Genomic DNA, 22,332 nt, shown 5'->3' on the forward strand with positions numbered 1-22,332 from the left:
CGCCTCCCCCAAGCCCAGGTCAAGGCTGGGAATGCACACGTCCTAGTAAGACGTGATGACCCTTCGATCCCCCCTGACCGTCCGACACGATCGGGTGACCGAGACGGGCGAGATCGCGGCAAACGGCATTCGCGGGGGGAAACGCATGGACTCAACAGTGGTCGTGGGAGCGGGGCCCGCCGGGCTCACCGCGGCCTACGAGCTGGCCCGGCGAGGACACCCGTGCGAGGTCTTCGAGGCCGACCGCGTGGTCGGCGGCATCAGCCGGACGGAGGAACGCGACGGCTGGCGCTTCGACATCGGCGGGCACCGCTTCTTCACGAAGGTGTCCCGGGTGGAGGACTTCTGGAACGAGATCCTCGGCGAGGAGGACTTCCTGCTCCGCCCGAGAATGAGCCGCATCCACTACGGGGGCCGTTTCTACGACTACCCGCTCAGGGCGTCCAACGCCCTGCGCAACCTCGGTGTCCTGGAATCCCTGCGCTGTGTCGGCTCGTACGCCTGGGCCAGGATCAGGCCGCCCGCCGACCAGTCCACCTTCGAGGGCTGGGTCGCGGCCAGGTTCGGCCGGCGGCTCTACGGAATCTTCTTCAAGACCTACACCGAGAAGGTGTGGGGCGTTCCCGCCGCGAGTATCCAGGCCGACTGGGCCGCGCAGCGGATCAGGGACCTCTCCCTGGGCAAGGCCATCGCCGCCGCGCTGACGCCGGGGAGGAACCGCAAGGAGATCACGAGTCTCATCGAGGAGTTCCGCTACCCCAAACTGGGGCCGGGCATGATGTGGGAGGCCTGCGCCGACCGGGTCCGCGAGCGGGGTTCCACCATCCACCTCGGCACCCGGGTCGAACGGATCCGCCGCCACCACGGCCGCCTCGCCGTCACCGTCCGCCACGACGACGGCGAGAACGGGAGGTCCGGTGTCGGGGGCGCCGTCCGCGAGGTGCACTGTGACAACCTCATCTCCTCGATGCCGCTCAACGCCCTGATCCGCGCGTTCGGGCCGGACGTGCCCGATGTCGTCGCGGAGGCCGCCGCCGGGCTGAAATACCGCGACTTCCTCACCGTCGCGCTGGTCGTCCCCGAGCGGTTCTCCTTCCCCGACAACTGGATCTACATCCACTCCCCCGAGGTCCGGCTCGGCCGGGTGCAGAACTACGGTTCCTGGTCGCCGTACCTGGTGCAGGCGGGACGGACCTGTCTCGGCCTGGAGTACTTCGTCAACGAGGGCGACGACCTGTGGCGCGCTCCGGACGACGACCTCGTCGCGTTCGGCACCCGGGAGCTGGAGCGGCTGGGCCTGGTGACCCCCGGCTCGGTCCGGCAGGGCTACGTGGTGCGAATGCCGAAGGCCTACCCCGTCTACGACGCCGGTTACGCCGGCAACGTCGAGGTGCTCAGGAAGTATCTCGACGTGGAGTGGCCGGAGATCCACCCGGTCGGCCGCAACGGCATGCACCGGTACAACAACCAGGACCACTCCATGCTCACCGCGATGCTGACCGTGGAGAACGTCGTCGAGGGAGCCAGGCACGACGTCTGGCAGGTCAACGTCGACGCGGAGTACCACGAGGAGCACACGGGACGGCCGAGGACCCCGAGGGTCACGAGGGGCACCGGCCGCGACGCCCCCGTCCTCCTCGCCGACACGCCCACCTCGGGCTGAGTGCCCACATCCAACACCAGCGATCCCATGACGCCTTGCCCTGCCGTTGCCGCCCCGTCGAGCGCGGACCACCGCGGGTCAAGGCTCTCCTCCCAGCCGCCTTGGAGTTGCGCGCCATGACAACACAGCCGTACACGGTCCCGGACGTCAGCGTGATCGTCATCACCTACAACGACGCGGCCCGGTTACCCCGGGCCGTGCGCTCCGTTCTCGGCCAGACGCTCAAGAACCTCGAAGTGATCATCGTGGACGACTGTTCCGGTGACGACACCCCGGCGGTGGCCAAGGCGCTCACCGAGGAGGACGGCCGGGTCCGCTACCTGCGGCTGCCCGCCAACAGCGGCGGCTGCGGCGCGCCGCGCAACGCGGGCATGGACGCCTCCCGCTCGCCCTTCCTGATGTTCCTCGACAGCGACGACGAGCTGCCCAGACACGCCTGCAAGAGCCTCCTGCTCGAAGCGGAGGCGACCGGCGCCGACTTCGTCATGGGCACCGTGGAGCGCGTCGACGAGGCGACCGGCGCCGTCACCCTCTGGTACCCCCAGCTGTTCGCGGAACGACGGGTCGTGGACGGCATCCGCGCCGAACCCGAACTCCTCTTCAACTGCCTCGCCACCAACAAGCTGTACCGGCGGACCTTCCTCGACGTCACCGGCATCCGTTTTCCCGAGGACATCCACCACGAGGACATCGTCTGGTCGACGGAGCTGTTCTGCCGCAGCAAGCTGTTCGCCGTCGTGCCGTGGCCCGTCTACCGCTGGCTGCTCGCCGCCACCCCGGCCACCAGGTCGATCTCGTCGCGGCGGCACGAGCTGGAGAACGTTCGCCAGCGCGTCGCCGCCGCCGTCCTGAGCGACCGCGCCCTCGCGAACACCCACTCCCTCGACCTCAAGGAGGACAAGGACTTCCGCTTCCTCTCCCACGACCTCCGCCTCTACCTGGGCGACCTGCCCCAGCGTGACCCGGCGTGGATCTCCGACTTCGCCGACATCGTCATCCCGTACGTGGACACGCTCGAACCCGCCGCGATCGAGCGGCTGACCAGGGCGGAGCGGGTGTGCCTCCAGCTCGTCCGCGAGCGGCGCGGAGCCGAGGCGGCGCTCGCCGCCGTCGAGCTGGGGGGCAGGCACTCCGTCCCGCCCCGGGCGGTCACGGCGGACGGCGATCGGGTGTTCTGGGGGACGGCGCCCCCTCAGGACGAGCGGGCCAGGAGCGAACTGGACGTCACCGAGCTGCGCCTGACCGAGCAACCGCTGTCCGGAGCGCTGCTGCGGCACGAGCTCATCGACCTGCAGGCATCGAGGGACCGGATCCGGTTGCGCCTGCGAACCTACGACCCCGGCCGGGTGCTCGACGGCCGCACGCTGACCGCGTGGCTCCGCGTCGGCGGCAGGAAGAGGACGATCACCTCGATCCCCGTCCAGATGGCCCCCGTCGTGATCGAGTCACTGGAGGAGCGGGAGAAGAAGAGCCCGAGAGGGCTCGAAGGGCAGTGGGAACCGGAGGAGCCGGAGCGGACGAGAATCCCGCGGATGACGGGAGGTCCTCCCGAGGGGACGGGAATCCTGGAGGGGACGGTGACGATCTCCCTGCCGGAGCTGGAGTGGCCGGACAACGCCGTCAGGCCGCAGGCGGTCATGATCTCGCTCCAGGAGGGCGAGCGCGGGAACCTCAGGCCCCTCCTCACGGTCCCGAGATTCTCGTTCACCTCCGTGGGCACGGTGGGCTCCGGCCGCCTCGTCCTCGAGGCGTCCGCCGACCTCCCGTTCCGCCTCATGGCGCGCAGGCTCGGCCCCGCGGCCAAACGGCGTTTCCCGAGCGTGCCGGAACTCTGGCGTGGCCTGCTGGCCGACCTCGCCACCCCCCGCAACCTGGGCCGCTTCTACCGGCTGGTCAGCATGACGGTGCCGGTGAACCGGAACCTGGTGCTGTTCGAGTCGGCCGAGGGCACCGGCTACACCGGCAACCCGCGCTACATCCACGAGGAACTGCAGCGGCGCGCCACCGGCCTGCGGGCGGTCTGGTCCCACGCGGACGTTCCCGAACGTTTCCCCGAGGACGTCGGTCTCGTCCGGCGCGACACCTTCCGCTACGCCTGGACCCTGGCGCGAGCCGGGCACTGGGTGGACAGCCACAACCTGCCCTACTGCTACCGCAAGCGCGGGAGCACCCGCTACCTGCAGACCTGGCACGGTCAGGTGCTCAAGAAGATGGGCCTGGACGAGCCCAGGCACCGGACGCAGCCGGCCCTCGCCAGAAAGTACGCCGAGGCGGTGGCACGCTGGGACGCGCTGCTCACCCCTGGCCCCGACTTCCTGCGCGACTTCGCCGAGGCGAGCGGGTTCAGGGGCGAGCTGATCCACGCCGGATATCCGCGCACCGACGTGCTGGTACGGCACATGGAACCGGCGCAACGCGAGCGGGCGCGGCAGGTGAGGGAGTTCTTCGAGATTCCCGCGGGAAAGCGGGTGATCCTCTACGCGCCCACCTACCGCGACAACAGACGCTTCAGCGGCGACTCGATCCGGCTCGACCTGCCCGCCCTCGCCGGCGCGCTGCCCCCGGACTGGGTGATCCTGGTGCGCGCCCACCGGTACGACCGTTTCACGGTGCCCGACCCGCTCGGCTGGCTCGTCCGGGACGCCTCGGCGTTCCCCGAGGTCAACGACCTGATGCTCGCCTCGGACGTCCTGGTGACGGACTACTCCTCGATCATGTTCGACTACGCCTGTCTCGGCAGGCCGATCCTCTACTACGTCGACGACTACGAGCGCTACGCCTCCGCCCAGCGGGGGGTCTGCTTCGACCTGGCCGAGGTCGCCCCGGGGCCGCTGCTGCGCGAACCGGGCGAGCTGGCCGAGGCGCTGGAGCGGCTCACCGAGATCACCGAGAGGTACCGGCGGCGCTACGCGGAGTTCCGCGATCGCTGGTGCGGCCTCGACGACGGGCAGGCGAGCGGCAGGGTCGTGGACGCGTTCTTCCCGGAGGTCATGCGTTGAGATCGCGAGACGTCTTCTTCCTCAGCACCGACGGCGACTCGATGGGCGGGTCCCAGCGGGTCATCCACACCCTGGCCCAGGGCCTCGGCTCGCGGGGGCACAGGGTGACCCTGATCAGCATCAATCCCTCCCGGCAGCCACAGACCTACGTCGCCGACCCCGTCTACCGGCACGCCACGCTGTACGACACGCCCGCCCCCGAGCCCGCCGCCCGCTCGCTGCCGTGGCGCAGGGGCAGGCGGAGAAGGAGCCCGGAGGAGGTCGCCGCCGCGAGGCGGAAGCTGCTGCGGCTGACGGACCGGATCGACGTCGGACACGGCGGATACATGGTCATCGCCTCGCCCTGGGCCGCCCACTGGATTGCCGACCTGCCCATGCCGCACATCGCCAAGATCGGCCAGTACCACCAGTCGTACACCGAGGCGGTGGACTCACCGAACCTCAAGCTCATCAAGAAGCACTACGCGCACCTCGACAAGGCGCTGTTCCTGTGCGACGACTACGCGGCGTCCTTCACCGCGCACCGGCTCGCCAACTGCGGCACCATGCTGAACCCGGTCAGCGTCTTCCCCGAGGAGGCGGCCCCGCTGCGCAACCCGCGGATCGTCTCGGCCGGACGGCTGGTCAGGGTGAAGCGGATCGACCTGCTGATCGACGCCTTCGCCGCCGCGGCCCCGGCCGTCGCCGAGCCGTGGGAGCTGCACGTCATCGGCGACGGGCCGCTTCGGGCGGCCCTGGAGGCGCAGGCCGCCCAGACCGGCCTCGGCGATCGGATCGTCTTTCGCGGACAGGTCGAGAACGTCGAGGCCGAGTACCTGGACGCCTCCATCGTCACCCTGAGCAGCGACTTCGAGGGATGGGGGCTGGTCCTCGCCGAGGGCGCGGCCTGCGGGCTGCCCGCCGTGGCCTGCGACGCCTCGGCGGGGGTGAGGACCCTGGTCGAGGACGGGGACAACGGCATACTGGCCGAGCCCGGAGACACCGGGAGCTTCGCCGCCGCCCTGGAGCGCCTCATGTCCGACGCCGAACTGCGCCGCAGGATGGGGGCGAGGGGCAGGGAACGGATGAGGAGGTACCGGCTGCAGCGCGTCCTGGAACGCTGGGAGGCGCTCTTCGACGAGCTCGACCGCTGACGGCTGCCCGCAACCCGCGGGTCCGGCCACTGACGGCTGCCCGCACCCTACGGACCGCTGACGGCTGCTCGTGCCCCGCGGATCGGAACGGGCGTGGCGCCCAGGAGACACCTCCGGCATCTCACACCCGGTGACGGGCCGGATCCCGGGCGGCCCACCGGGACCTTCGGCTCTCCTGCGGAGCGGCTCGGGGAGCACCGCTCATCGGCGGGAGAGCAGGATCCCCGCCTCCCGCAGGAGCAGCGGAACGAACAGGACGCCGACGAAGATCGGCGACACCATGAACCGGAAGTCCGGCGCGGTGTTGGTGAGGATCACCCCGATCTGCTGCCCCGCGACCACGGCCGCCCCCGCGAGTGCCGCCCGGCTACCCGTCCGCCACCAGGCGAGCGCGGCCGTGGCGTAGGTGAGGTAGCACCAGAAGGGCGCCCGCCAGAGCAGCCATTCGAACTGCCTCACGGTGCTCGCGTCCAGCGCGAACAGCCCGGCGGCGAGCAGCCCTTCGAAGATCGGCCGCTGCCGCATCGCCGAGGCCGCCGGGGAGCCCTCCCAGCCGTCGGGGAGCCGTGGGTCTTTCGGGGAGAAGCGGTAGAGCTCACCGCCGGGCTCGTCCGAGGTCGATCCGGGCTGCCAGGCGAGCGCGGCGCGGCAGATCCTGGCGCTCAGGATCGTGCCCGGCGCGCGGACCAGCAGTCCTCGCCACAGCTCCAGGATCTCGGACATCCGCTGTTCGGCCCGCGCGTGGCCGAACCCGGGATCGAAGAAGACCCGCGCCATGGTCTGGCAGGTCGCCCCCCGCCGCCAGACGTCGAGCGGAGCGATCTCCGCCAGGAGTTCCCGCTGCTCGCGGTCGAAGAGGTGAGGTCTCTCCCCGTACGCCACGGCGAGGTCGCCGAACACCGTCTGGTAGGCGAACGAGCGGGACGGCGACGCGATGCCCATCGCCGGGTAGCCGACGCTCAGCAGGAGCGGCGGCGCCGCCACCGCTCCGGCCGCGAGCGCCGCGACCCGCCGGCGGGCTCCCGGGCGGCCGGCCAGGAGCGCGACGAGCACGACGGCCGCGACCAGCGCCACGAGGAAGCCGTTGTTGCGGAAGAGCCCCAGGCCGAGCAGTTCGGCCCCGAGGGCGGCGAAGCGCGGGTCCCACGCCCACCGGCCGACCCCGCGTCCGGCCCTCCCCCGCCCGCCGACCCCGGCCGCGTCCCGCATCCGGCCCTCACCTCGCACGACGCCTCCGGCCGCGTCCCCGCCGGGCCGCGCCCCAGGCCGGGTCATGAGCCGTACCGCGGTGCCGGCGGCCAGTACGGCGCACACGGTGAACGGCACGTCCTTCCACATCGACACCGTGAAGGCGCCGAGCGGCGGTGACAGCGCCGCGCACCCCACCGCCACGAGCAGCGGGCGTCCCCGTACCCCCAGCGGCCGGATCGCGCCCGCGAGGTGGGCCAGGGCGGCGGCCATCGCCGCCGTCTGCAGGAGGGTGACCGCGGACAGGTCGCCGGTCACCTTCAGGGAGAGCCCGAGCAGGGCGTCGTAGGCGACCGACTGCCCGGCCACCCAGGGGCCCGTCGTGACGTGCGCGACGTAGGTGACGGAGTCGGGGCTCATCAACCCGGGGTGGAAGCCGAGCCACCAGCCGAGCAGCGCGAGCTGGGCGGTGGCGTAACAGGCGAGCGTGAACCGCCGGTCGCGGGCCGGCGCCCCATCGGTCGCCCCGAGCCCTTTGTCGACCGGTTTCAAGCTCGCCGTACTGATCGTCATTTTTCCCAGCGCGCTCCTCCGGGGGACCGATGGCCATCATCGAATACGCCCGAGGCGCGCCCCGCACGCCCACGGCCCGCTATACGCACTCATGACCTGGGGAAACGTCAAGTTTGCGCTGAGCGAAGACGGCATGCCCCGGCCGCGGGAGAGCGTGCCTTTCACAGGACATCGTGACGCTTCTGCCCCAGGAGGTATCAGGCACCTCGATAGGATGCCCATTCGACCGACGTCGATTTGACCCGGAGCTCCCCTCATGAAGTCTCCTGTCCGAATGTTGCTGGCCACATCCTGTGCGCTGGCCATGATTTCCGTCCCGACCACCGCGTGGAGCGCGGAGAAGCCCGAACCGAAGGCCACCACGGCGAGCAAGGCCAAGCCCGCCCCCAAGGCCAAGCCCGCGCCGAAGCCCGTGGACTGCGCGAAGGTGAAGTGCATCGCGCTCACCTTCGACGACGGCCCCGGCAAGTACGCGGACAAGCTGCTCGACACCTTCAAGAAGTACAAGTCCAAGGCGACGTTCTTCCTTGAGGGCCAGTACGTGAAGTCCCGCCCCGCGTTCGCCAAGCGGATGGTCACCGAAGGCCACGACATCGGTAACCACAGCTACACCCACCCGCACCTGCGGGAGATCTCGGAAGACAAGATCCGCGAGGAACTCACCAAGACCCAAGACATCGTCAAGAAGGTCACCGGCAAGTACCCGACGACGATTCGCCCGCCCTACGGTGAGTTCGACGAGCGGGTCTCGGCGATCGCCACCCAGATGAACATGCCGATCATCCTGTGGAACGGCGGTTCACGAGACTGGGCGACCAAGAACGAGAAGGCCATCTACGACGAGGTGCTCAAGAACGCCAAGCGTGACGGGGTCATCCTCATGCACGACTGGGTGGAGCAGACCGTCAAGGTGATGCCGAAGCTGCTGACCGCGCTCCAGAAGCAGGGCTACCACGTGGTGGCCGTCTCCTCGCTGCGCGGCGCCAAGGCCACCCAGCCAGGAGACGTCTACCCCGTCGGCTCGGAGAAGGACAAGGACCTGCCCTCCGAGTCGCCCACCGGCGACCCCGAGGACTACGCCCAGTCCCCCGAGGACGGCTCCTGAGCCGAAACCTCACCGGGTGGGGGCGACCTCGCTGGAGGACGGCCTCCGGGCCACTCGCCTGCCCAGCCGCTGCATGGGAAGCTCCACGTAGCGGTAGGTGAGCAGGCTCAGGCCGAGCACCACCAGCACGAACGCCACCGACAGTGAGAGCTGCACCACCTGCCCCGCGTTCCGCACGTCATCGAGGACGACGTGCGCGATCCGCAGCAGCGGGTGGTGCAGCAGGTAGACCGAGTAGCTGACCAGACCCAGCCAGACGAGGAACCTGGGCAGCCGGCGCTCGCGCAGGGCCATCGCACCCGCGAACGACGCCCCGGCCAGCGCGATGGTGGTGAACCACGGCCCCGGCTGCACCCACCACCAGCCCGCCTGCTCCGCCCAGACCGGCGCCAGCGCCACGAGCACGGTCGCCGCCGCCACCGGCCAGAGCCCGCCCGAGCCCTGCTCCCAGCGGCGGATCGCGGTCCCGGCGAACATCACCGACAGGATCGCCGCACCGAACCACGGCACGAAACTCGAAAAGATCAGAAGCACCAGCGCCGTCGCACCGAGGACGTACGCGGCGGTCCTCCTGAACCGGCCGCCGATCAGGCACGCCAGCCCCACGAAGAACAGCACCCCGGACACGTACGCGGGCCAGGGTCCCTGGAGCAGCGGTGCCGTCAGCACCAGCCCCACCGCGACCGCGACGACACCGAAGCCCACCGCGAAGGTCCCGCTCGCCCGGTGCAGCCCGCCGACGAACAGCGCGGTGACGACCAGGTAGAAGACCATCTCGTAGGAGAGCGTCCACATGGTGTCGGCGAGGCCGCCCCTGCCCACCACGTCCAGCAGCATCGTGGCGTGCGCGGCGACCGACGACAGGTCCCTGGGCACCTGCTCGCGGACGGGCATCCAGAACGCCGTCAGCAGGACGAACGCCGAGACCAGCAGGTAGATCGGGTAGAGCCGGAACACGCGGCTGATCCAGAACGCCCTGACATCGCCGTGCCGCTCCAGCGAGACCGGGATGATGTAGCCGCTGACCAGGAAGAACACCAGGACGCCGTACATCCCGAGGTTGAACCAGTACGGCCTCAGGGCGGGCATGAACCAGGGCAGCATGTGCTCCAGCAACACGGCGACCGCGCCGATGCCACGCAACGCGTCGAGCCACGCCAGGCGGGCGACGGCGGTCTTGGGGGAGTCTGCGCCGATGGGGGTGGTGGAAGACACCCACCCCAACTTACCTTCCGGCTCCCCGCCAAACGGCGCCAACCGCCGAGGAGATCCCTCCCCGTCGCCCGCCGAGGCGGCTACTCCCACTCGATGGTGCCCGGGGGCTTGCTGGTCACGTCGAGCACCACCCTGTTGACCTCGCGGACCTCGTTCGTGATGCGGGTGGAGACGCGGGCGAGCACGTCGTACGGGACACGCGACCAGTCTGCGGTCATCGCGTCCTCGCTGGAGACCGGGCGCAGGACGACCGGGTGACCGTAGGTGCGGCCGTCGCCCTGGACGCCCACCGAACGGACGTCGGCGAGCAGGACGACCGGGCACTGCCAGATGTCCCGGTCGAGACCGGCGCGCGAGAGCTCCTCGCGGGCGATGGCGTCCGCCTCGCGGAGGATCTCCAGACGCTCGCGGTTCACCGCGCCGATGATGCGGATGCCCAGCCCTGGGCCGGGGAACGGCTGGCGCCAGACCATCGCGGCGGGCAGGCCCAGCTGCTCTCCCGCCCGGCGCACCTCGTCCTTGAACAGAGCCCGGAGCGGCTCCACCAACGAGAACCGGAGATCGTCGGGGAGGCCGCCGACGTTGTGGTGGGACTTGATGTTGGCGGTGCCGGTGCCGCCACCGGACTCGACCACGTCGGGGTAAAGGGTGCCCTGGACGAGGAAGTCGACGGGGCCGTCGGCGAGGATGGCGCGCTGCTCGTCCTCGAAGACCCTGATGAACTCACGGCCGATGATCTTGCGCTTCTCCTCAGGGTCGGTGACCCCGTCGAGCGCCTTCAGGAAGCGCTCCTGTGCGTCGACCACGCGCAGCTTGACGCCGGTGACGGCCACGAAGTCGCGCTCGACCTGCTCGGCCTCGCCCTTGCGCAGCAGCCCATGATCGACGAAGACACAGGTCAGCCGGTCACCGATCGCCCGCTGGACCATGGCGGCGGCCACCGCGGAGTCGACGCCGCCGGACAGGGCGCAGATGGCGCGGCCCTCGGGGCCGATCTGGGCGCGGATCGCCTCGACCGCGTCCTCGACGATGTTGACCATCGTCCAGGAGGGGCGGCAGCCCGCCGCGTCGAGGAAGTGCTTCAACACGGTCTGGCCGTGCTCGGAGTGGAGGACCTCGGGGTGGAACTGGACGCCGTACAGGCCGAGCTCGGGGTGCTCGAAGGCGGCGACGGGCGTCTGGGCCGTCGCGGCGGTGACCGTGAAGCCCTCGGGGGCGGCGGCGACGCTGTCACCGTGGGACATCCAGACCGACTGCGCGGCGGGCAGCCCCGCGAAGAGCACGCCCTCCTCCTCGACGTCGAGGGGGGTCCCGCCGTACTCGGCGGTGCCGGTCCTGGCCACCTTTCCACCCAGTTCCTGGGCCATGACCTGGAAGCCGTAGCAGATGCCGAAGGTCGGCACGCCGGTCTCGAACAGGCCCGCGGGGGCGGCGGGGGCACCCTCGGCGTACACCGAGGAGGGGCCGCCGGACAGGATGATCGCCTTGGGCTTCTTCGCCATCATCTCCTCGACCGGCATCGTCGAAGGGACGATCTCGGAGTAGACGTGGCATTCACGCACCCTTCGCGCGATCAGCTGCGCGTACTGCGCGCCGAAGTCGACGACCAGGACCGTGTCGAACTCAGACACCAAGACCCCCAAAAGGAACAGAGCGGTGTCCCCAGTCTATCGGCGCCCGTCAGCCCGCCCGCTCACAGCCGAAAAGATCTCCCGCCGTCGCGCCCACCCGCACGGTCCCCCCGGCCGGAGAACGAGGGCAGCGCCCCGGCGATCAGTGCCTCGGTCTGCTCACGCAGGATCTCCGCGTAGCCCGGGTGGGTGAGGACCAGGAAACGCTCCTCGCGGATGGCGGCCACCGCGGCGCGGGCCACCTCGGCCGGGTCGATGCCCTCCTCCACCAGGCCGCCGATGATCGCGGCGGAGACCTCCTCGTCCTCGTCCTCGGCGCGTCCGGCGGCCACCAGGTTCTCCGGCCGGTGGCGGCCGGAGTGGTTGAGGCCGGTACGCACCCCGCCGGGGCACAGCGCGGTCACCCGGAGCCTGGAGCCGGCCGTCGCGAGATCCTGGGCGAGGGACTGCGAGGCGGCGAACGCGGCGTACTTCGAGACCGAATAAGGCCCCAGGTAGGGGATGGCGAACAGTCCCGCGGCGGAGACGGTGTTGAGGACGTGCCCCTCGGTGTCCTGGTCGATCATGCGGGGCACGAAGGCCCGGACGCCGTGGAGGATGCCCCACAGGTTCACCCCGAGCGGCCAGGCGAAGTCCTCCGGCTCCCTCGTCCACATCCGGCCGCCCTGGAAGACCCCCGCGTTGTTGCACAGCACGTGGACCGCGCCCAGCTCGCCGAACGTACGGTCGGCGAGGTGCTCCACGGCCACCGGGTCGGAGACGTCGGTGATCTCGGTGAGGACCTTGCCCCCGTCGGCGCCCGCCTCCACCAGCGAGGCGGTGTCCGCGAGATCTCCCGGCTCGACGTCGGCGAGCATGAGGGACATCCCCTCCGCGGCCAGGCCCAGCGCGAGCGCCCTCCCGATCCCGCCGCCCGCCCCCGTGACGACCGCGACCTTGCCCGACAACTCCCGCATGGTGCTTCCTCCCAGCCCGATGGTTACGGATCGTCGTACCTCCAGGCCGCTGGTTCACACCTCGCGCTCCTCCGGTTCGTGCCGGAGGGCGTGGCCGAGGAGGCCGAGGGGCGGGGAGCCGAGGTCGAGCATCGCGGTGTGGAAGCGGTTGAGACCGAAGCCGGGACCCCACTCGGCCCTGGCGCGGTCACGCAGGTCGAGGATCTCCAGCTTGCCCCAGGTGTAGCGGCCGTAGGTGGGGTCGAAGGTGGCCCGCGCCGCCTCCGACAGGGCCGCGGGACCGGCGAGGTGGGTGTCGGCGGCGAACCGGCGGGCCCCCTCCTCGACGGTCATCGCGCCGGAGTGCACGCCGATCGCGCAGGCCAGCCGGGTCACCCTGATGAGCGCCTCCAGCCACACCCCGATCTCGAAGCGCGGGTCGCCGGGGGCGAAGTCCTCCTCGACGCAGAGCTCCTCCGCGTAGTGCGCCCAGCCCTCCGCGAAGGAGAGCGACATCAGCGTCCGCCGCACGTCGGAACGGGCGTGGCGCAGGGCGCGGCCGTGGGAGAAGTGCCCGGGGGCGACCTCGTGCACGTTGATCGCGGGAAGCGTGGTGTCGCTGAAGACCTCCAGCCACTCCTCGATGTCGCGCTCGGGCCACGAGGGGTCGGGCGGGGTGACGTGATACCACGAGGGACCGTCCGGCTCGCCCGGCGCCGACCAGCTCATCATCGCCATGCCCCACCGGCGCGACTCGGGCGCGATGCCGACCAGGCACTCCCCGTCGTGATAGGGCACCAGGTCCTTCTCCCTGGTGAAGGCGATCGCCCTCTCGGTGCCGACCCTGGCCGCCTCGATCACACCGTCGGGATCGGGGTGCCGCCTGACGAGCTCGCGTGCGACCTCAAGCGGCGGCCGTCCCGCGAGTCCCAGCGCGGCGCACGACTCCGCCAGCCGGGCCATCAGGCGGTCGCGCTCGGCGTCGGCGCGCTCGGCGAGCCGTCCCAGGTCGACCGGGAGCCCTTCACCGCCACCCATGAGCCTGGCGAGACCCTCGGCGCCGAGGGAGGCGTCCGGGTCGCCGTCGTGCGCGGCCTTCTCCACGTGCTGCACCAACCTGGCATGTGCCCTGAACGCCGCCTCACGCACACTCTCCTCTGCGTCCCCGGGCACCCCGGAGGCCAGACCGCGCACCACTCCGAGCAGGGCGGTCGCGACGGGGGCGCTGAGCAGGTCGAGCGAGGCGATCGCGCCGTCCACCGCCTCCGGCCAGCGGGCCAGGTGGGCAAGCTTGGCGGCGTTCCGCTCGGCCTCCGGGGCGTACTCGCGGTCGTAGGTGGCCAGGTCGAGGTTGCCCACATGCTCCAGAGGGTTGCGGCGGTGCAGTTCCAGCTCGCCGAACTGCACCCGCACGGCCTCCTCGAAGATCTGCAGGTGCGCCGCGTCGTACGGATCGGCGGGCAAAGGCCCCCGGCCCAGCGCGGCCAGCCCGGTGCGCACCCCCTCGGGCGAGAGGTCCTGGATGAGTCCGTCGTACTCGTGCCGCCCGGCCATTTCCCTGACGCCGGAGACGGTGAGGTCGCACACCGCGCGAAGGCGGCCGTCGAGTTCGCTCATGACCGCGACGCTATATCAGCGAACCCTCCCGAACCCGAGAGTAAGCATCATCCGGACGCCGCTCCCGGCGATGCCTCCCGAGGCTTCCGTCCGTCGATACTCAGCGTGGCCAGTAAGCGCCACATGTCAGTGGATGGATCACGTTGGAGAACCTGGCACTCCAGAGCATGTCCGGAACGAGCCGCCCACTCTTGAGGAGACTCCGGTTCGGCCTTGAGGTCAACCGGCCCGATCTTCGCACGGTCGGGCGCGCAGAACCCCTGTGCGCAGGAGGCCACCAAACTTCGGGCATGCGCCACCGCCCTGCCCTCCCGTCCTTTCAGAGCATCGCGCCGAGCACCCTTGATGCTCTTCTCTCCCTTCTTGCCATAGTCCTTGAAGGCGTCCGCGCCCCTGGCCTGCCGCAGCTTCTCGACCACGATCTTGCATTGCCGCTCTGTGCCCCTCCGAACATCTGGAAGTGCAGCAGTAACCACAGGTCGAATGACGGGTGCGAGAAGGCGAGCTCGACCTTGGAGGCGGCGGCGGCCTTGACCGCCTGCGGGATGTCATTCCACCGATCACGGTCGAAGAGCGCCCATGCCTCATCCTCACCCGCGACTTTCCTTACGGCTTCGACGATCCCCGAAGGCGTCCTTCCATCCCTGCGAGGGACGAGCTGGATTCGGAAGGATTGCCGCCCCTGACCACCGTCCCCGAACTGGTCGTTCAGGTAATCCAGGTAATCCGGTTCGGTGGATTCGCCCTCGCAGGCCACGTACAGCACCCGTACCTCACGCGAGTGCGAGCCGAGTCTCGGAGTCAGCGGACGCTCGTCTTCCAGCCGTCCGCGTCTTCTCCGCCTTCCCGGCTCGTGCTCTTTCCCCGCCCGCTTGCTCACGCCGTCGCCTTCGCCTCTTGCCTGGACAGTTCACGGACGATTTTTCCGGCGGTTACCCGAGGCACTCCGCCATAGCGGCCACGCAGGTAACCGCGCTCCAGGTTCTCTTCCTTACGTGGCTTGGCCTCTGTCAGCGGGTACAGCTCGGTCTCTCCTGAGCGCTGTTTCACCGTGATCCACACCTGATCACGATTGAGCGGCCTGTCGAGCACCTCGCTGCCCAGCAAGGTCGCGTCGTGCGTCGTGAAGATGAGTTGTGCACCGTGTGGGTTGGACCCGGGGTCCTGGAAGACCCGTACGACCTCGGCCGCGAGCGTGGGGTGCAGGCTCGAATCCAGCTCGTCCACCAGCAGGACCGACCCCTGGTCCAGCACGGTGAGCATGGGTCCGAGAAAGGCGAACCAGGCATGGGTGCCCAAGGACTCCTCTGTGTGAAAGTCCAACGCGGTCTCTCCGCCATCCGGTGTGCGATGCCACAACCTGATCTCCCCGGTCTCGGGATCCGTGTCGAGGCGGGTGACTCCCAGGTCGGCCGATTGCAGCAACCGCGTGATCCGCTGGTGGTAATTCGTCTCCTGATCCGAGCGGGTGAGGAGCCGCTTGGTCCAGTCCACCCGGGCGTTGAGATCTCTTCCCGGTGTCACCAACCACAGGTTGTCGAGGAACCATCTGTGTATCGCGGACAGCTGCGGGTCGTTGAGAGTCGCGCCGACGGACAGGAACAGGGCGTTGGGGCGGGTCAACCTGACCAGGGATTCCCGTTCTCCTCTGAATCCCTCTCCCCTGAAGATGAACTCCCCTCCTTCCGACTCGGGGCGGCCCGCCTCCCGGTCGAACCAGACGTTGCGGCGACCATGTGGATATGAGTGAAGCCACTCCGCCTCCACCCGCTCGTCCGACAGCTCGAAGCCATAGGTGCAGCGGACAGGATCCTTGCCCAGGGCGAGATCCACCTCGAACAGGGTTGTCTCTTCGCGGCATGCGGGATCGAGCTTGAAGGACTGCCGGGGAACCACCTCCGGCGTCTTGGCCCAGTCGGCGAACGAGTCTCGCACCGCATCGCGCATGAGCCGGAAACCACTGAGCAGGTTCGACTTCCCCGACGCGTTGGCTCCGAACACGCCCGCCACGGGTTGCGCAGAAACATCTCGCCCACGGTGTTTGAGGCCGGTCCTGCGTCCCGCGCTCTCATCGAACTCAGTCGCGATCAGGGACAGCTCATGCTCATTGCGGATGGACCGGTGGTTGGCCATCCGGAAACGGATAAGCACCGTAGACCTCCTACCGGGACAGGGCTTTTCGCACTGTCATCTGCGTTCTGGTGCACAAAGTCTGCACGTAACAGCCTATGACGCTCCCCTGATGGATGCCAGCACAGAATTACCATGTTCTCTGGAGTCCGGCCCGATGGTTGTCGAATCCGCGGTAGATCACCCGGCGTGTCGAATCGCGCGGCGACCTGTCAGGTGATGTCGACGATGGGGAGGCGGAGGGCGCCGGGGGCGGCGGTGGGGACGGCGGGGTTCGCCGGGGCGACGGGGGCGAGGCGGGCGTACGGGGAGCCCTGGGCGGGGCGGGTGTCGGGCTCTCCCCGGTTGGGCCACAGCGCCATCGCACGTTCGGCCTGTGCGGTGATGGTGAGGGAGGGGTTGACGCCCGGGTTGGCGGAGACCGCGGAGCCGTCGACGACGTGCAGGCCCGCGTAGCCGTGGACGCGGTGGTAGGGGTCGATCACCCCGGTGTCCGGCCCGGCGCCGATGGCGCAGCCGCCCAGGAAGTGGGCGGTGGCCGGGATGTCGAACAGGTCGAGCCAGGAGCCCGCGGGCACGCCGCCGACCTCCTCGGCCGCGTGCCGGACGAACTCGTGACCGGCCGGCAGCCAGGTGGGGTTGGGGTCGCCGTGGCCCCGCTGCGAGCGCAGCCCGCGGCCGAACACGCCTCTGCGCGAGGACAGGGTGATCGAGTTGTCCTTGGCCTGCATGACCAGCGCGATGATGCCGCGCTCCGACCACCGGCGGTGGTTGAACATCCTCGCGGCCCGACGCGGCGCGCGCAGGGCCTCGCCGAGGAACCTGAGCCAGCGCGGGGCGCCGCCCCCGTCGACGAGCAGGGTGCGGAGCATGCCCATCGCGTTGGAACCGTCGCCGTAGCGGACCGGTTCGATGTGCGTGTGGGCGTCGGGGTGGATCGAGGAGGTGATCGCCACCCCCCGGTTGAGCTTCTCCCCCGTGACCGAGAGGCGCTCGAATCCGAGCAGCGCCTCGGAGTTGGTCCTGGTGAGGGCGCCCAGGCGGTCGGAGAGGCCGGGCAGCGCACCCGAGGATTTGAGCCGGTGCAGCAGGCTCTGGGTGCCGTACGTCCCCGCGGCGAAGATCACGTGCTCGGCGGTGAGGACGCGGCGGCGCCAGGGCGCTCCCGTCCTGCGCACCTCGACCCGGTAGCCGCCCTCGATCGGGGCGACCGAGGTGACCGTGGTCTCGGCGAAGACCTTCGCCCCGGCCCGCTCCGCGAGGTGGAGATAGTTCTTGACCAGCGTGTTCTTGGCGTTGTGGCGGCAGCCCGTCATGCACTCGCCGCACTCGGTGCACCCCCTGCGGCGCGGCCCCGCGCCGCCGAAGTAGGGGTCGTCCACCTCGACGCCGGGGGTGCCGAAGAAGACTCCGACCGGCGCGAGGTGGAAGGTGTCGCCCACGCCCATCCGTTCGGCGACCGCGCGCACCACCTCGTCGGCCGGGGTGACGGTCGGGTTGAGCGTCACGCCCAGCATGCGCGAGGCCTGGTCGTAGTACGGGGCGAGCTCGGCCTTCCAGTCGGTGATGGACGACCACTGCGCGTCCTGGAAGAACGCGTCCGGCGGCTCGTAGAGGGTGTTGGCGTAGACCAGGGAGCCCCCGCCGACCCCGGCGCCCGCCAGGACCATCACACCGGTGCCCTTCTCGCCCCGCAGCACGTGGATGCGCTGGATGCCCTTCAGACCCAGCGCCGGAGCCCACAGGAAGTCGCGGATCCGCCAGGAGGTCCTGGGGAGCGTGGTCTCGTCGAAGCGGCGGCCCGCCTCGAGCACGGCGACCCGGTAGCCCTTCTCCGTCAGGCGCAGCGCCGAGACGCTCCCGCCGAACCCCGATCCGATCACCAGCACGTCGTGGTCGAACACGGCGGCTCCCTTCGAACGACGACCTCCGACGGCCCCGGCCGGCCCGGCGACCTTGACGGCCCTCGGCGGCCCAGGCTCCGCGTCTTCGGTGCGGCCGCCCGGGAAACCTCGTGCCCCGGACGGCCCAGGCGACTCCGCGTCCCGGGCGGCCCCGTGACGCTCACTTCAGGCGGAGCGTCTTCATCAGTTTGAAGGCGGTCGCGAGGGTGTCGGCGTACTTCTCGTACGCCATGCCGAGGACCGGTTCGAAGCCCAGCCAGGGCGCCTGGCTGGAGACGGTCTGTCCCTCGGTGTATCTCAGCAGCCCCTCGGTCCCGTGGCGGCGGCCGAGGCCCGAGGACTTCATGCCGCCCATGGGCGCGTCGTAGGAGGCGTAGGCCGAGGCGTACCCCTCGTTGATGTTGACCGTGCCCGCCCTGATCCGGGAGGCGAGCGCCCGCCCGCGCGGCACGTCGCGGGTCCAGACGGAGGCGTTGAGCCCGTACGCCGTGTCGTTGGCCCGCTCGACCGCCTCGTCGTCGTCGCCGAAGCGGTAGATCGCGACGACGGGGCCGAAGGTCTCGGCGCGGCACAGCTCCATGCTCTCGTCGACGCCGGACAGGACGGTGGGCTCGTAGAACAGCGGGCCGAGGTCGGGGCGGGCCTTGCCGCCCGCGAGGAGCGTGGCGCCCTTCGCGACGGCGTCGTCCACGTGGGCGCCGACCGCCTCCAGCTGCCGCGCGGAGGAGAGCGAGCCCATCTGCACGTTCCAGTCGAGCCCGGCGCCGAGCCGCATGTTGCCGACCTGCCGGACGAACCGTTCCACGAACGCGTCGTACGCGGAGTCGTGGACGTAGAGCCGCTCGACCGAGAGGCACAGCTGTCCGGCGTTGGTGAAGCAGGCGCGCAGCGCGCCCTGGGTGGCGGCGTCGAGGTCGGCGTCGTCGAGCACGAGCATCGGGTTCTTGCCGCCGAGTTCCAGCGAGCAGCCGATCAGCCGCTTCGCCGCCTCCTCGGCGATCTTCCTTCCGGCCCGGGTCGAGCCGGTGAACGCCAGGTAGTCGGCGTCGTCGAGCAGTGCCTCGCCCACCTCCGCGGGGTCGCCGAGGACGACCTGCCAGATGTCGCGGGGCATGCCGAGGGAGACGAGCAGGTCGATCGTCCACAGCGTGGACAGCGCGGTCTGGGTGTCGGGCTTGTGGACCACGGCGTTGCCCGCGAGCAGCGCGGGGACGGCGTCGGTGACGCCGAGCGAGAGCGGGTAGTTCCACGGCGAGACCAGGGCCACCGTCCCCCGGGGCCGGCGCGCCTCGACCGTCCTGGTGGCGACGGGCAGGATCCCCGCCCGTCTCTTCGGCTCCAGCAGGCCGGGGGCCCGCCGCGCGTAGTACAGGGTGCAGCCCGCGACGTCGAGGACCTCCTCGAAGGCGTGCCTGCGGGCCTTGCCGGTCTCCCACTGGACCACGTCGAGGATCTCCTCGCGGCGGTCGAGGATGGCGTCGTGCAGGCGCAGGAACGGCTCGGCACGCTCCCGCGCGGACCTGGCCGCCCACTCCCGCTGTGCCTGTCGCGCCGAGGCGTGGGCGGCGCGGACGTCGTCGGCGGTGGAGACGGGCATCTCGGCGAGGACCTCGCCGGTGAACGGCGCCGTGATCTCCCGCGTCCTGCCGCCGGAGGTCACGTGCCGTAGGACGCGCTCGATCATGCGGGGGTCGAGGACCCGTGTCATCTCTGCCCGTGTCATTTCAGGGGGAACGGCCATGTTCGCAGCGTAATCGCGGGAGGCATGCCATGACTACCGGTGAGTAGCCCGGTGTTGAACCGCGTGCTCCCCCCATCCGTCGTAGGGGCATGAGGACATCGATTCGTACGGCCGGCGCGGTCACCCTCGCCGCGGCCCTGCTCGCCACGGCGTGCAGCTCGACGGAACCGAAGACCGCCGCGGGTCGTACGGCACCGGTCGAGCTGGGAGACGTCAAGCTGGTCTCCTACCGCGGCTGCGACGACATGCTGGCCGGTCTGCGCGCGGCGACGGCCAAAGCCGTCGGCCCCTGGGGGATCGGCGGCCCCGCGGTCATGTACGCGGAGGCGCGGTCGCTCGCCTCCGACGCCGCGGCCAAGAGCGGGTCCGGCGCGCCCGAGCACTCCACCACGAACACACACGAGGCCGGGGTCGACGAGCCCGACCTGGTGAAGACCGACGGCGAGCGGGTCATTGTCGTGAACCGCGGCGTGCTGCGGGTGGTGGACGCCGCGACCAGGAAGGTCACCGGCACGCTCAGGCTCGTCGACGCCGAGCAGGCGTGGGCGCCGGCCGACCTGCTGGTCAGCGGCGACCGGGCGCTGGTGCTGTTCTCCGGCGGCGGGATCATCCCGTACGGCGCGACGGCCAAGCGCGCGGCGAGCCCCGGACCGCGTTACGTCCTCGTGGACCTGTCGGAGAAGCCGAAGGTGATCGGCTCGCTCACCCCCGACGGCGCCCACGTGGACGCGAGGATGGTCGGCTCGACGGTGCGCGTCGTGGTCCGCAGCCAGCCGCGGATCGAGTTCCCCGACCCCGGCCCCGACCTGTCGGAGAACGAGCGCACCCGGCGCAACGCGGAGATCGTCGCGAAGGCGCCGATCGAGGCGTGGCTGCCGAAGTACGAGCTGACGACCGCCGACGGCGTGACCTCGGACCGTACGGTCGACTGCGGCCAGGTCAGCCACCCCGCGGAGTACACGGGGACGTCGATGCTGACCGTGCACAGCCTCGACCTGTCGCAGGCACTCGCCGAGACGTCCCCGATCAGCGTCGCGGCCGACGGCGACACCGTCTACGGGACGGGCTCCAGCCTGTACGTGGCGAGCAACCCGCGCTGGTGGTGGCCACGGCCGGTCGACCTGCCGATCGTCGAGGACGCTCCCGCGACCTCCGAGCCGTCCGACTCCGCGACCGTCACCGCCGTCCCGGGGACGTCGACCGCCGCGCCCTCCCTGACGCCGAACGCCGCGTCGACCTTGACACCCGCCCCCGCCGTCACCCCGGCGTCCGTCTCGAACGCCGAGCCGGCCCCGAGCCTGCTCCCCGAGCCGCCCGCCTCACCGGTCCCCGACCCCTCGGTGACCGGCACGGTCCCACCGAGCGACCCCGCCGCACCGACCGTCGCCTCGCCCACCCCGGCGCCCGCGACGCCCACACCGGCCGAGCCGACCCCGCGGCAGCCTCCCGAGGAGACCGAGGTCCACCGGTTCGACATCACCGCGGCCGGGGCACCCCGCTACGTCGCCTCGGGCAAGGTCTCCGGCAGGCTGCTCAACCAGTACTCCCTGTCGGAGCACGAGGGACACCTGCGGGTCGCCACCACCTCGACGAACGGGCAGGACAGCTCAAGCGCCGTCTACGTGCTCGACGCCGACACCCTGGCCAAGACCGGCGAGGTCGGCGGGCTCGGGCGGGGCGAGCGGATCTACTCGGTCCGCTTCATCGGCCCGGTGGGCTACGTGGTGACGTTCAAGCAGGTGGATCCGCTCTACACGCTCGACCTGCGCGACCCCGCCGCACCGAGGAAGACGGGCGAACTGAAGATCACCGGCTACTCGGCGTACCTGCACCCGGCGGGCGACGGGCGGCTGATCGGTGTGGGCCAGGAGGCGAGCGAGCAGGGCCGTACGCTCGGCACCCAGGTCTCCCTGTTCGACGTGAGCGATCCGGCGAACCCGCGCCGTCTGTCGCAGATGTTCCAGAAGGACTCGGGCTCGGAGGCCGAGTGGGATCCGCACGCCTTCCTGTACTGGGCCAGGACGGGCATGGCGGTTCTCCCGCTGAGCTCGTGGGGAGGCCCCGAGCCGACCAACGGGACCGCCCTGGTCCTCAGGATCGACGACTCCGCGGTCACCAGGACCGGCACGATCAGCCACCCCAGGCCCAAGCCGGTGGAGAACACCCGCTTCGCCGCGTACGATCCCGGCATCCGCCGCTCGGTCGTGATCGGCGAGAGCCTGTGGACGGTCTCCGACCTGGGCCTCAAGGTCAGCGACATGAAGGACCTCGCCGACCAGGCGTGGATCCCCTTCTCCTGAGCCCGGCTCCCGAAGCCTCGGATCCGCGCCCCCGGCCCACCGCCGGGGGCGCGTCCTGTTATGTGCCTTGCGAGCCCCTATAACACCGATATACACACCTTTACAAGATCTTGTCAGGACGCTTGAATCGGTGTTACCTCTTGCCCACCACACGTGATCCGCGTGTGCCATGGCCGACGACGGCCAGCTTTCGCAGGA

The 22,332-nt window shown here is 70.5% G+C and carries 14 protein-coding genes; 5 read left to right on the forward strand and 9 right to left on the reverse strand.

Annotated features, from left to right (window positions below):
• The first annotated feature begins 145 nt into the window (after positions 1–145).
• The 3 genes from ACFY3D_RS07300 (at position 146) to ACFY3D_RS07310 (ending at position 5,795) form a co-directional block, all read left to right on the forward strand.
• Positions 146–1,663, forward strand: coding sequence for an NAD(P)/FAD-dependent oxidoreductase (locus ACFY3D_RS07300; RefSeq protein WP_389976064.1), 1,518 nt, complete (start codon positions 146–148; stop codon positions 1,661–1,663).
• Between the two features lie 116 nt (positions 1,664–1,779).
• Positions 1,780–4,662 carry a CDP-glycerol:glycerophosphate glycerophosphotransferase gene (locus ACFY3D_RS07305; protein WP_389976067.1) on the forward strand — a complete coding sequence of 961 codons (2,883 nt, stop codon included), beginning with the start codon at positions 1,780–1,782 and terminating at the stop codon, positions 4,660–4,662.
• Positions 4,659–5,795: a glycosyltransferase gene (locus ACFY3D_RS07310; RefSeq protein ID WP_389976070.1), complete on the forward strand. Its 1,137-nt coding sequence runs from the start codon at positions 4,659–4,661 to the stop codon at positions 5,793–5,795. The genes ACFY3D_RS07305 and ACFY3D_RS07310 overlap by 4 nt, the downstream gene beginning before the upstream one ends.
• Before the next feature lie 201 nt (positions 5,796–5,996).
• On the opposite strand, the gene ACFY3D_RS07315 is transcribed toward ACFY3D_RS07310, so the two are convergent.
• A complete protein-coding gene (locus ACFY3D_RS07315) occupies positions 5,997–7,556 on the reverse strand; it encodes a hypothetical protein (RefSeq protein WP_389976073.1) in 1,560 nt (519 codons plus the stop codon).
• Positions 7,557–7,830: 274 nt separating this feature from the next.
• On the opposite strand from ACFY3D_RS07315, the gene ACFY3D_RS07320 reads away from it, so the two are divergent.
• Complete coding sequence (locus ACFY3D_RS07320; RefSeq protein ID WP_389976076.1) at positions 7,831–8,661, forward strand: polysaccharide deacetylase family protein; 831 nt, start codon at positions 7,831–7,833, stop codon at positions 8,659–8,661.
• 9 nt (positions 8,662–8,670) lie between these two features.
• On the opposite strand, the gene ACFY3D_RS07325 is transcribed toward ACFY3D_RS07320, so the two are convergent.
• The 8 genes from ACFY3D_RS07325 to ACFY3D_RS07360 form a co-directional block, all read right to left on the reverse strand.
• A complete protein-coding gene (locus ACFY3D_RS07325; RefSeq protein ID WP_389976079.1) occupies positions 8,671–9,876 on the reverse strand; it encodes an acyltransferase family protein in 1,206 nt (401 codons plus the stop codon).
• An 80-nt stretch (positions 9,877–9,956) separates the two neighbouring features.
• Positions 9,957–11,528, reverse strand: a complete 1,572-nt coding sequence (gene guaA, locus ACFY3D_RS07330) for a glutamine-hydrolyzing GMP synthase (protein ID WP_389976599.1) — start codon at positions 11,526–11,528, stop codon at positions 9,957–9,959.
• Between the two features lie 41 nt (positions 11,529–11,569).
• The gene (locus ACFY3D_RS07335; RefSeq protein ID WP_389976082.1) at positions 11,570–12,463 is read right to left on the reverse strand and encodes an SDR family NAD(P)-dependent oxidoreductase; all 894 of its coding nucleotides are present in this window, start codon (positions 12,461–12,463) and stop codon (positions 11,570–11,572) included.
• Between the two features lie 54 nt (positions 12,464–12,517).
• Complete coding sequence (locus ACFY3D_RS07340; protein ID WP_389976085.1) at positions 12,518–14,059, reverse strand: DUF885 family protein; 1,542 nt, start codon at positions 14,057–14,059, stop codon at positions 12,518–12,520.
• Positions 14,060–14,378: 319 nt separating this feature from the next.
• The gene (locus ACFY3D_RS07345) at positions 14,379–14,939 is read right to left on the reverse strand and encodes an RloB family protein (protein ID WP_389976088.1); all 561 of its coding nucleotides are present in this window, start codon (positions 14,937–14,939) and stop codon (positions 14,379–14,381) included.
• Complete coding sequence (locus tag ACFY3D_RS07350; protein WP_389976091.1) at positions 14,936–16,192, reverse strand: ATP/GTP-binding protein; 1,257 nt, start codon at positions 16,190–16,192, stop codon at positions 14,936–14,938. The genes ACFY3D_RS07345 and ACFY3D_RS07350 overlap by 4 nt, the downstream gene beginning before the upstream one ends.
• A 209-nt stretch (positions 16,193–16,401) precedes the next feature.
• A complete protein-coding gene (locus tag ACFY3D_RS07355) occupies positions 16,402–18,093 on the reverse strand; it encodes a GMC family oxidoreductase N-terminal domain-containing protein (RefSeq protein ID WP_389976094.1) in 1,692 nt (563 codons plus the stop codon).
• A 160-nt stretch (positions 18,094–18,253) separates the two neighbouring features.
• The gene (locus ACFY3D_RS07360) at positions 18,254–19,801 is read right to left on the reverse strand and encodes a succinic semialdehyde dehydrogenase (protein ID WP_389976097.1); all 1,548 of its coding nucleotides are present in this window, start codon (positions 19,799–19,801) and stop codon (positions 18,254–18,256) included.
• A gap of 122 nt (positions 19,802–19,923) precedes the next feature.
• On the opposite strand from ACFY3D_RS07360, the gene ACFY3D_RS07365 reads away from it, so the two are divergent.
• Positions 19,924–22,134, forward strand: a complete 2,211-nt coding sequence (locus tag ACFY3D_RS07365) for a beta-propeller domain-containing protein (protein ID WP_389976100.1) — start codon at positions 19,924–19,926, stop codon at positions 22,132–22,134.
• Positions 22,135–22,332: the final 198 nt, after the last annotated feature.

It is taken from the genome of Streptosporangium sp. NPDC000509 (assembly GCF_042898365.1).
GTDB lineage: Bacteria > Actinomycetota > Actinomycetes > Streptosporangiales > Streptosporangiaceae > Streptosporangium.

What these genes read in the sequence shown, in the direction of transcription:
- ACFY3D_RS07300 (WP_389976064.1), top strand. Translation starts at nt 146, where the DNA reads ATGGACTCAACAGTGGTCGTGGGAGCGGGGCCCGCCGGGCTCACCGCG.
- ACFY3D_RS07340 (WP_389976085.1), bottom strand. Translation starts at nt 14,059, where the DNA reads ATGAGCGAACTCGACGGCCGCCTTCGCGCGGTGTGCGACCTCACCGTC.
- ACFY3D_RS07350 (WP_389976091.1), bottom strand. Translation starts at nt 16,192, where the DNA reads ATGGCCAACCACCGGTCCATCCGCAATGAGCATGAGCTGTCCCTGATC.
- ACFY3D_RS07320 (WP_389976076.1), top strand. Translation starts at nt 7,831, where the DNA reads ATGTTGCTGGCCACATCCTGTGCGCTGGCCATGATTTCCGTCCCGACC.
- ACFY3D_RS07360 (WP_389976097.1), bottom strand. Translation starts at nt 19,801, where the DNA reads ATGACACGGGTCCTCGACCCCCGCATGATCGAGCGCGTCCTACGGCAC.
- ACFY3D_RS07315 (WP_389976073.1), bottom strand. Translation starts at nt 7,556, where the DNA reads ATGACGATCAGTACGGCGAGCTTGAAACCGGTCGACAAAGGGCTCGGG.
- ACFY3D_RS07305 (WP_389976067.1), top strand. Translation starts at nt 1,780, where the DNA reads ATGACAACACAGCCGTACACGGTCCCGGACGTCAGCGTGATCGTCATC.
- ACFY3D_RS07365 (WP_389976100.1), top strand. Translation starts at nt 19,924, where the DNA reads ATGAGGACATCGATTCGTACGGCCGGCGCGGTCACCCTCGCCGCGGCC.
- ACFY3D_RS07335 (WP_389976082.1), bottom strand. Translation starts at nt 12,463, where the DNA reads ATGCGGGAGTTGTCGGGCAAGGTCGCGGTCGTCACGGGGGCGGGCGGC.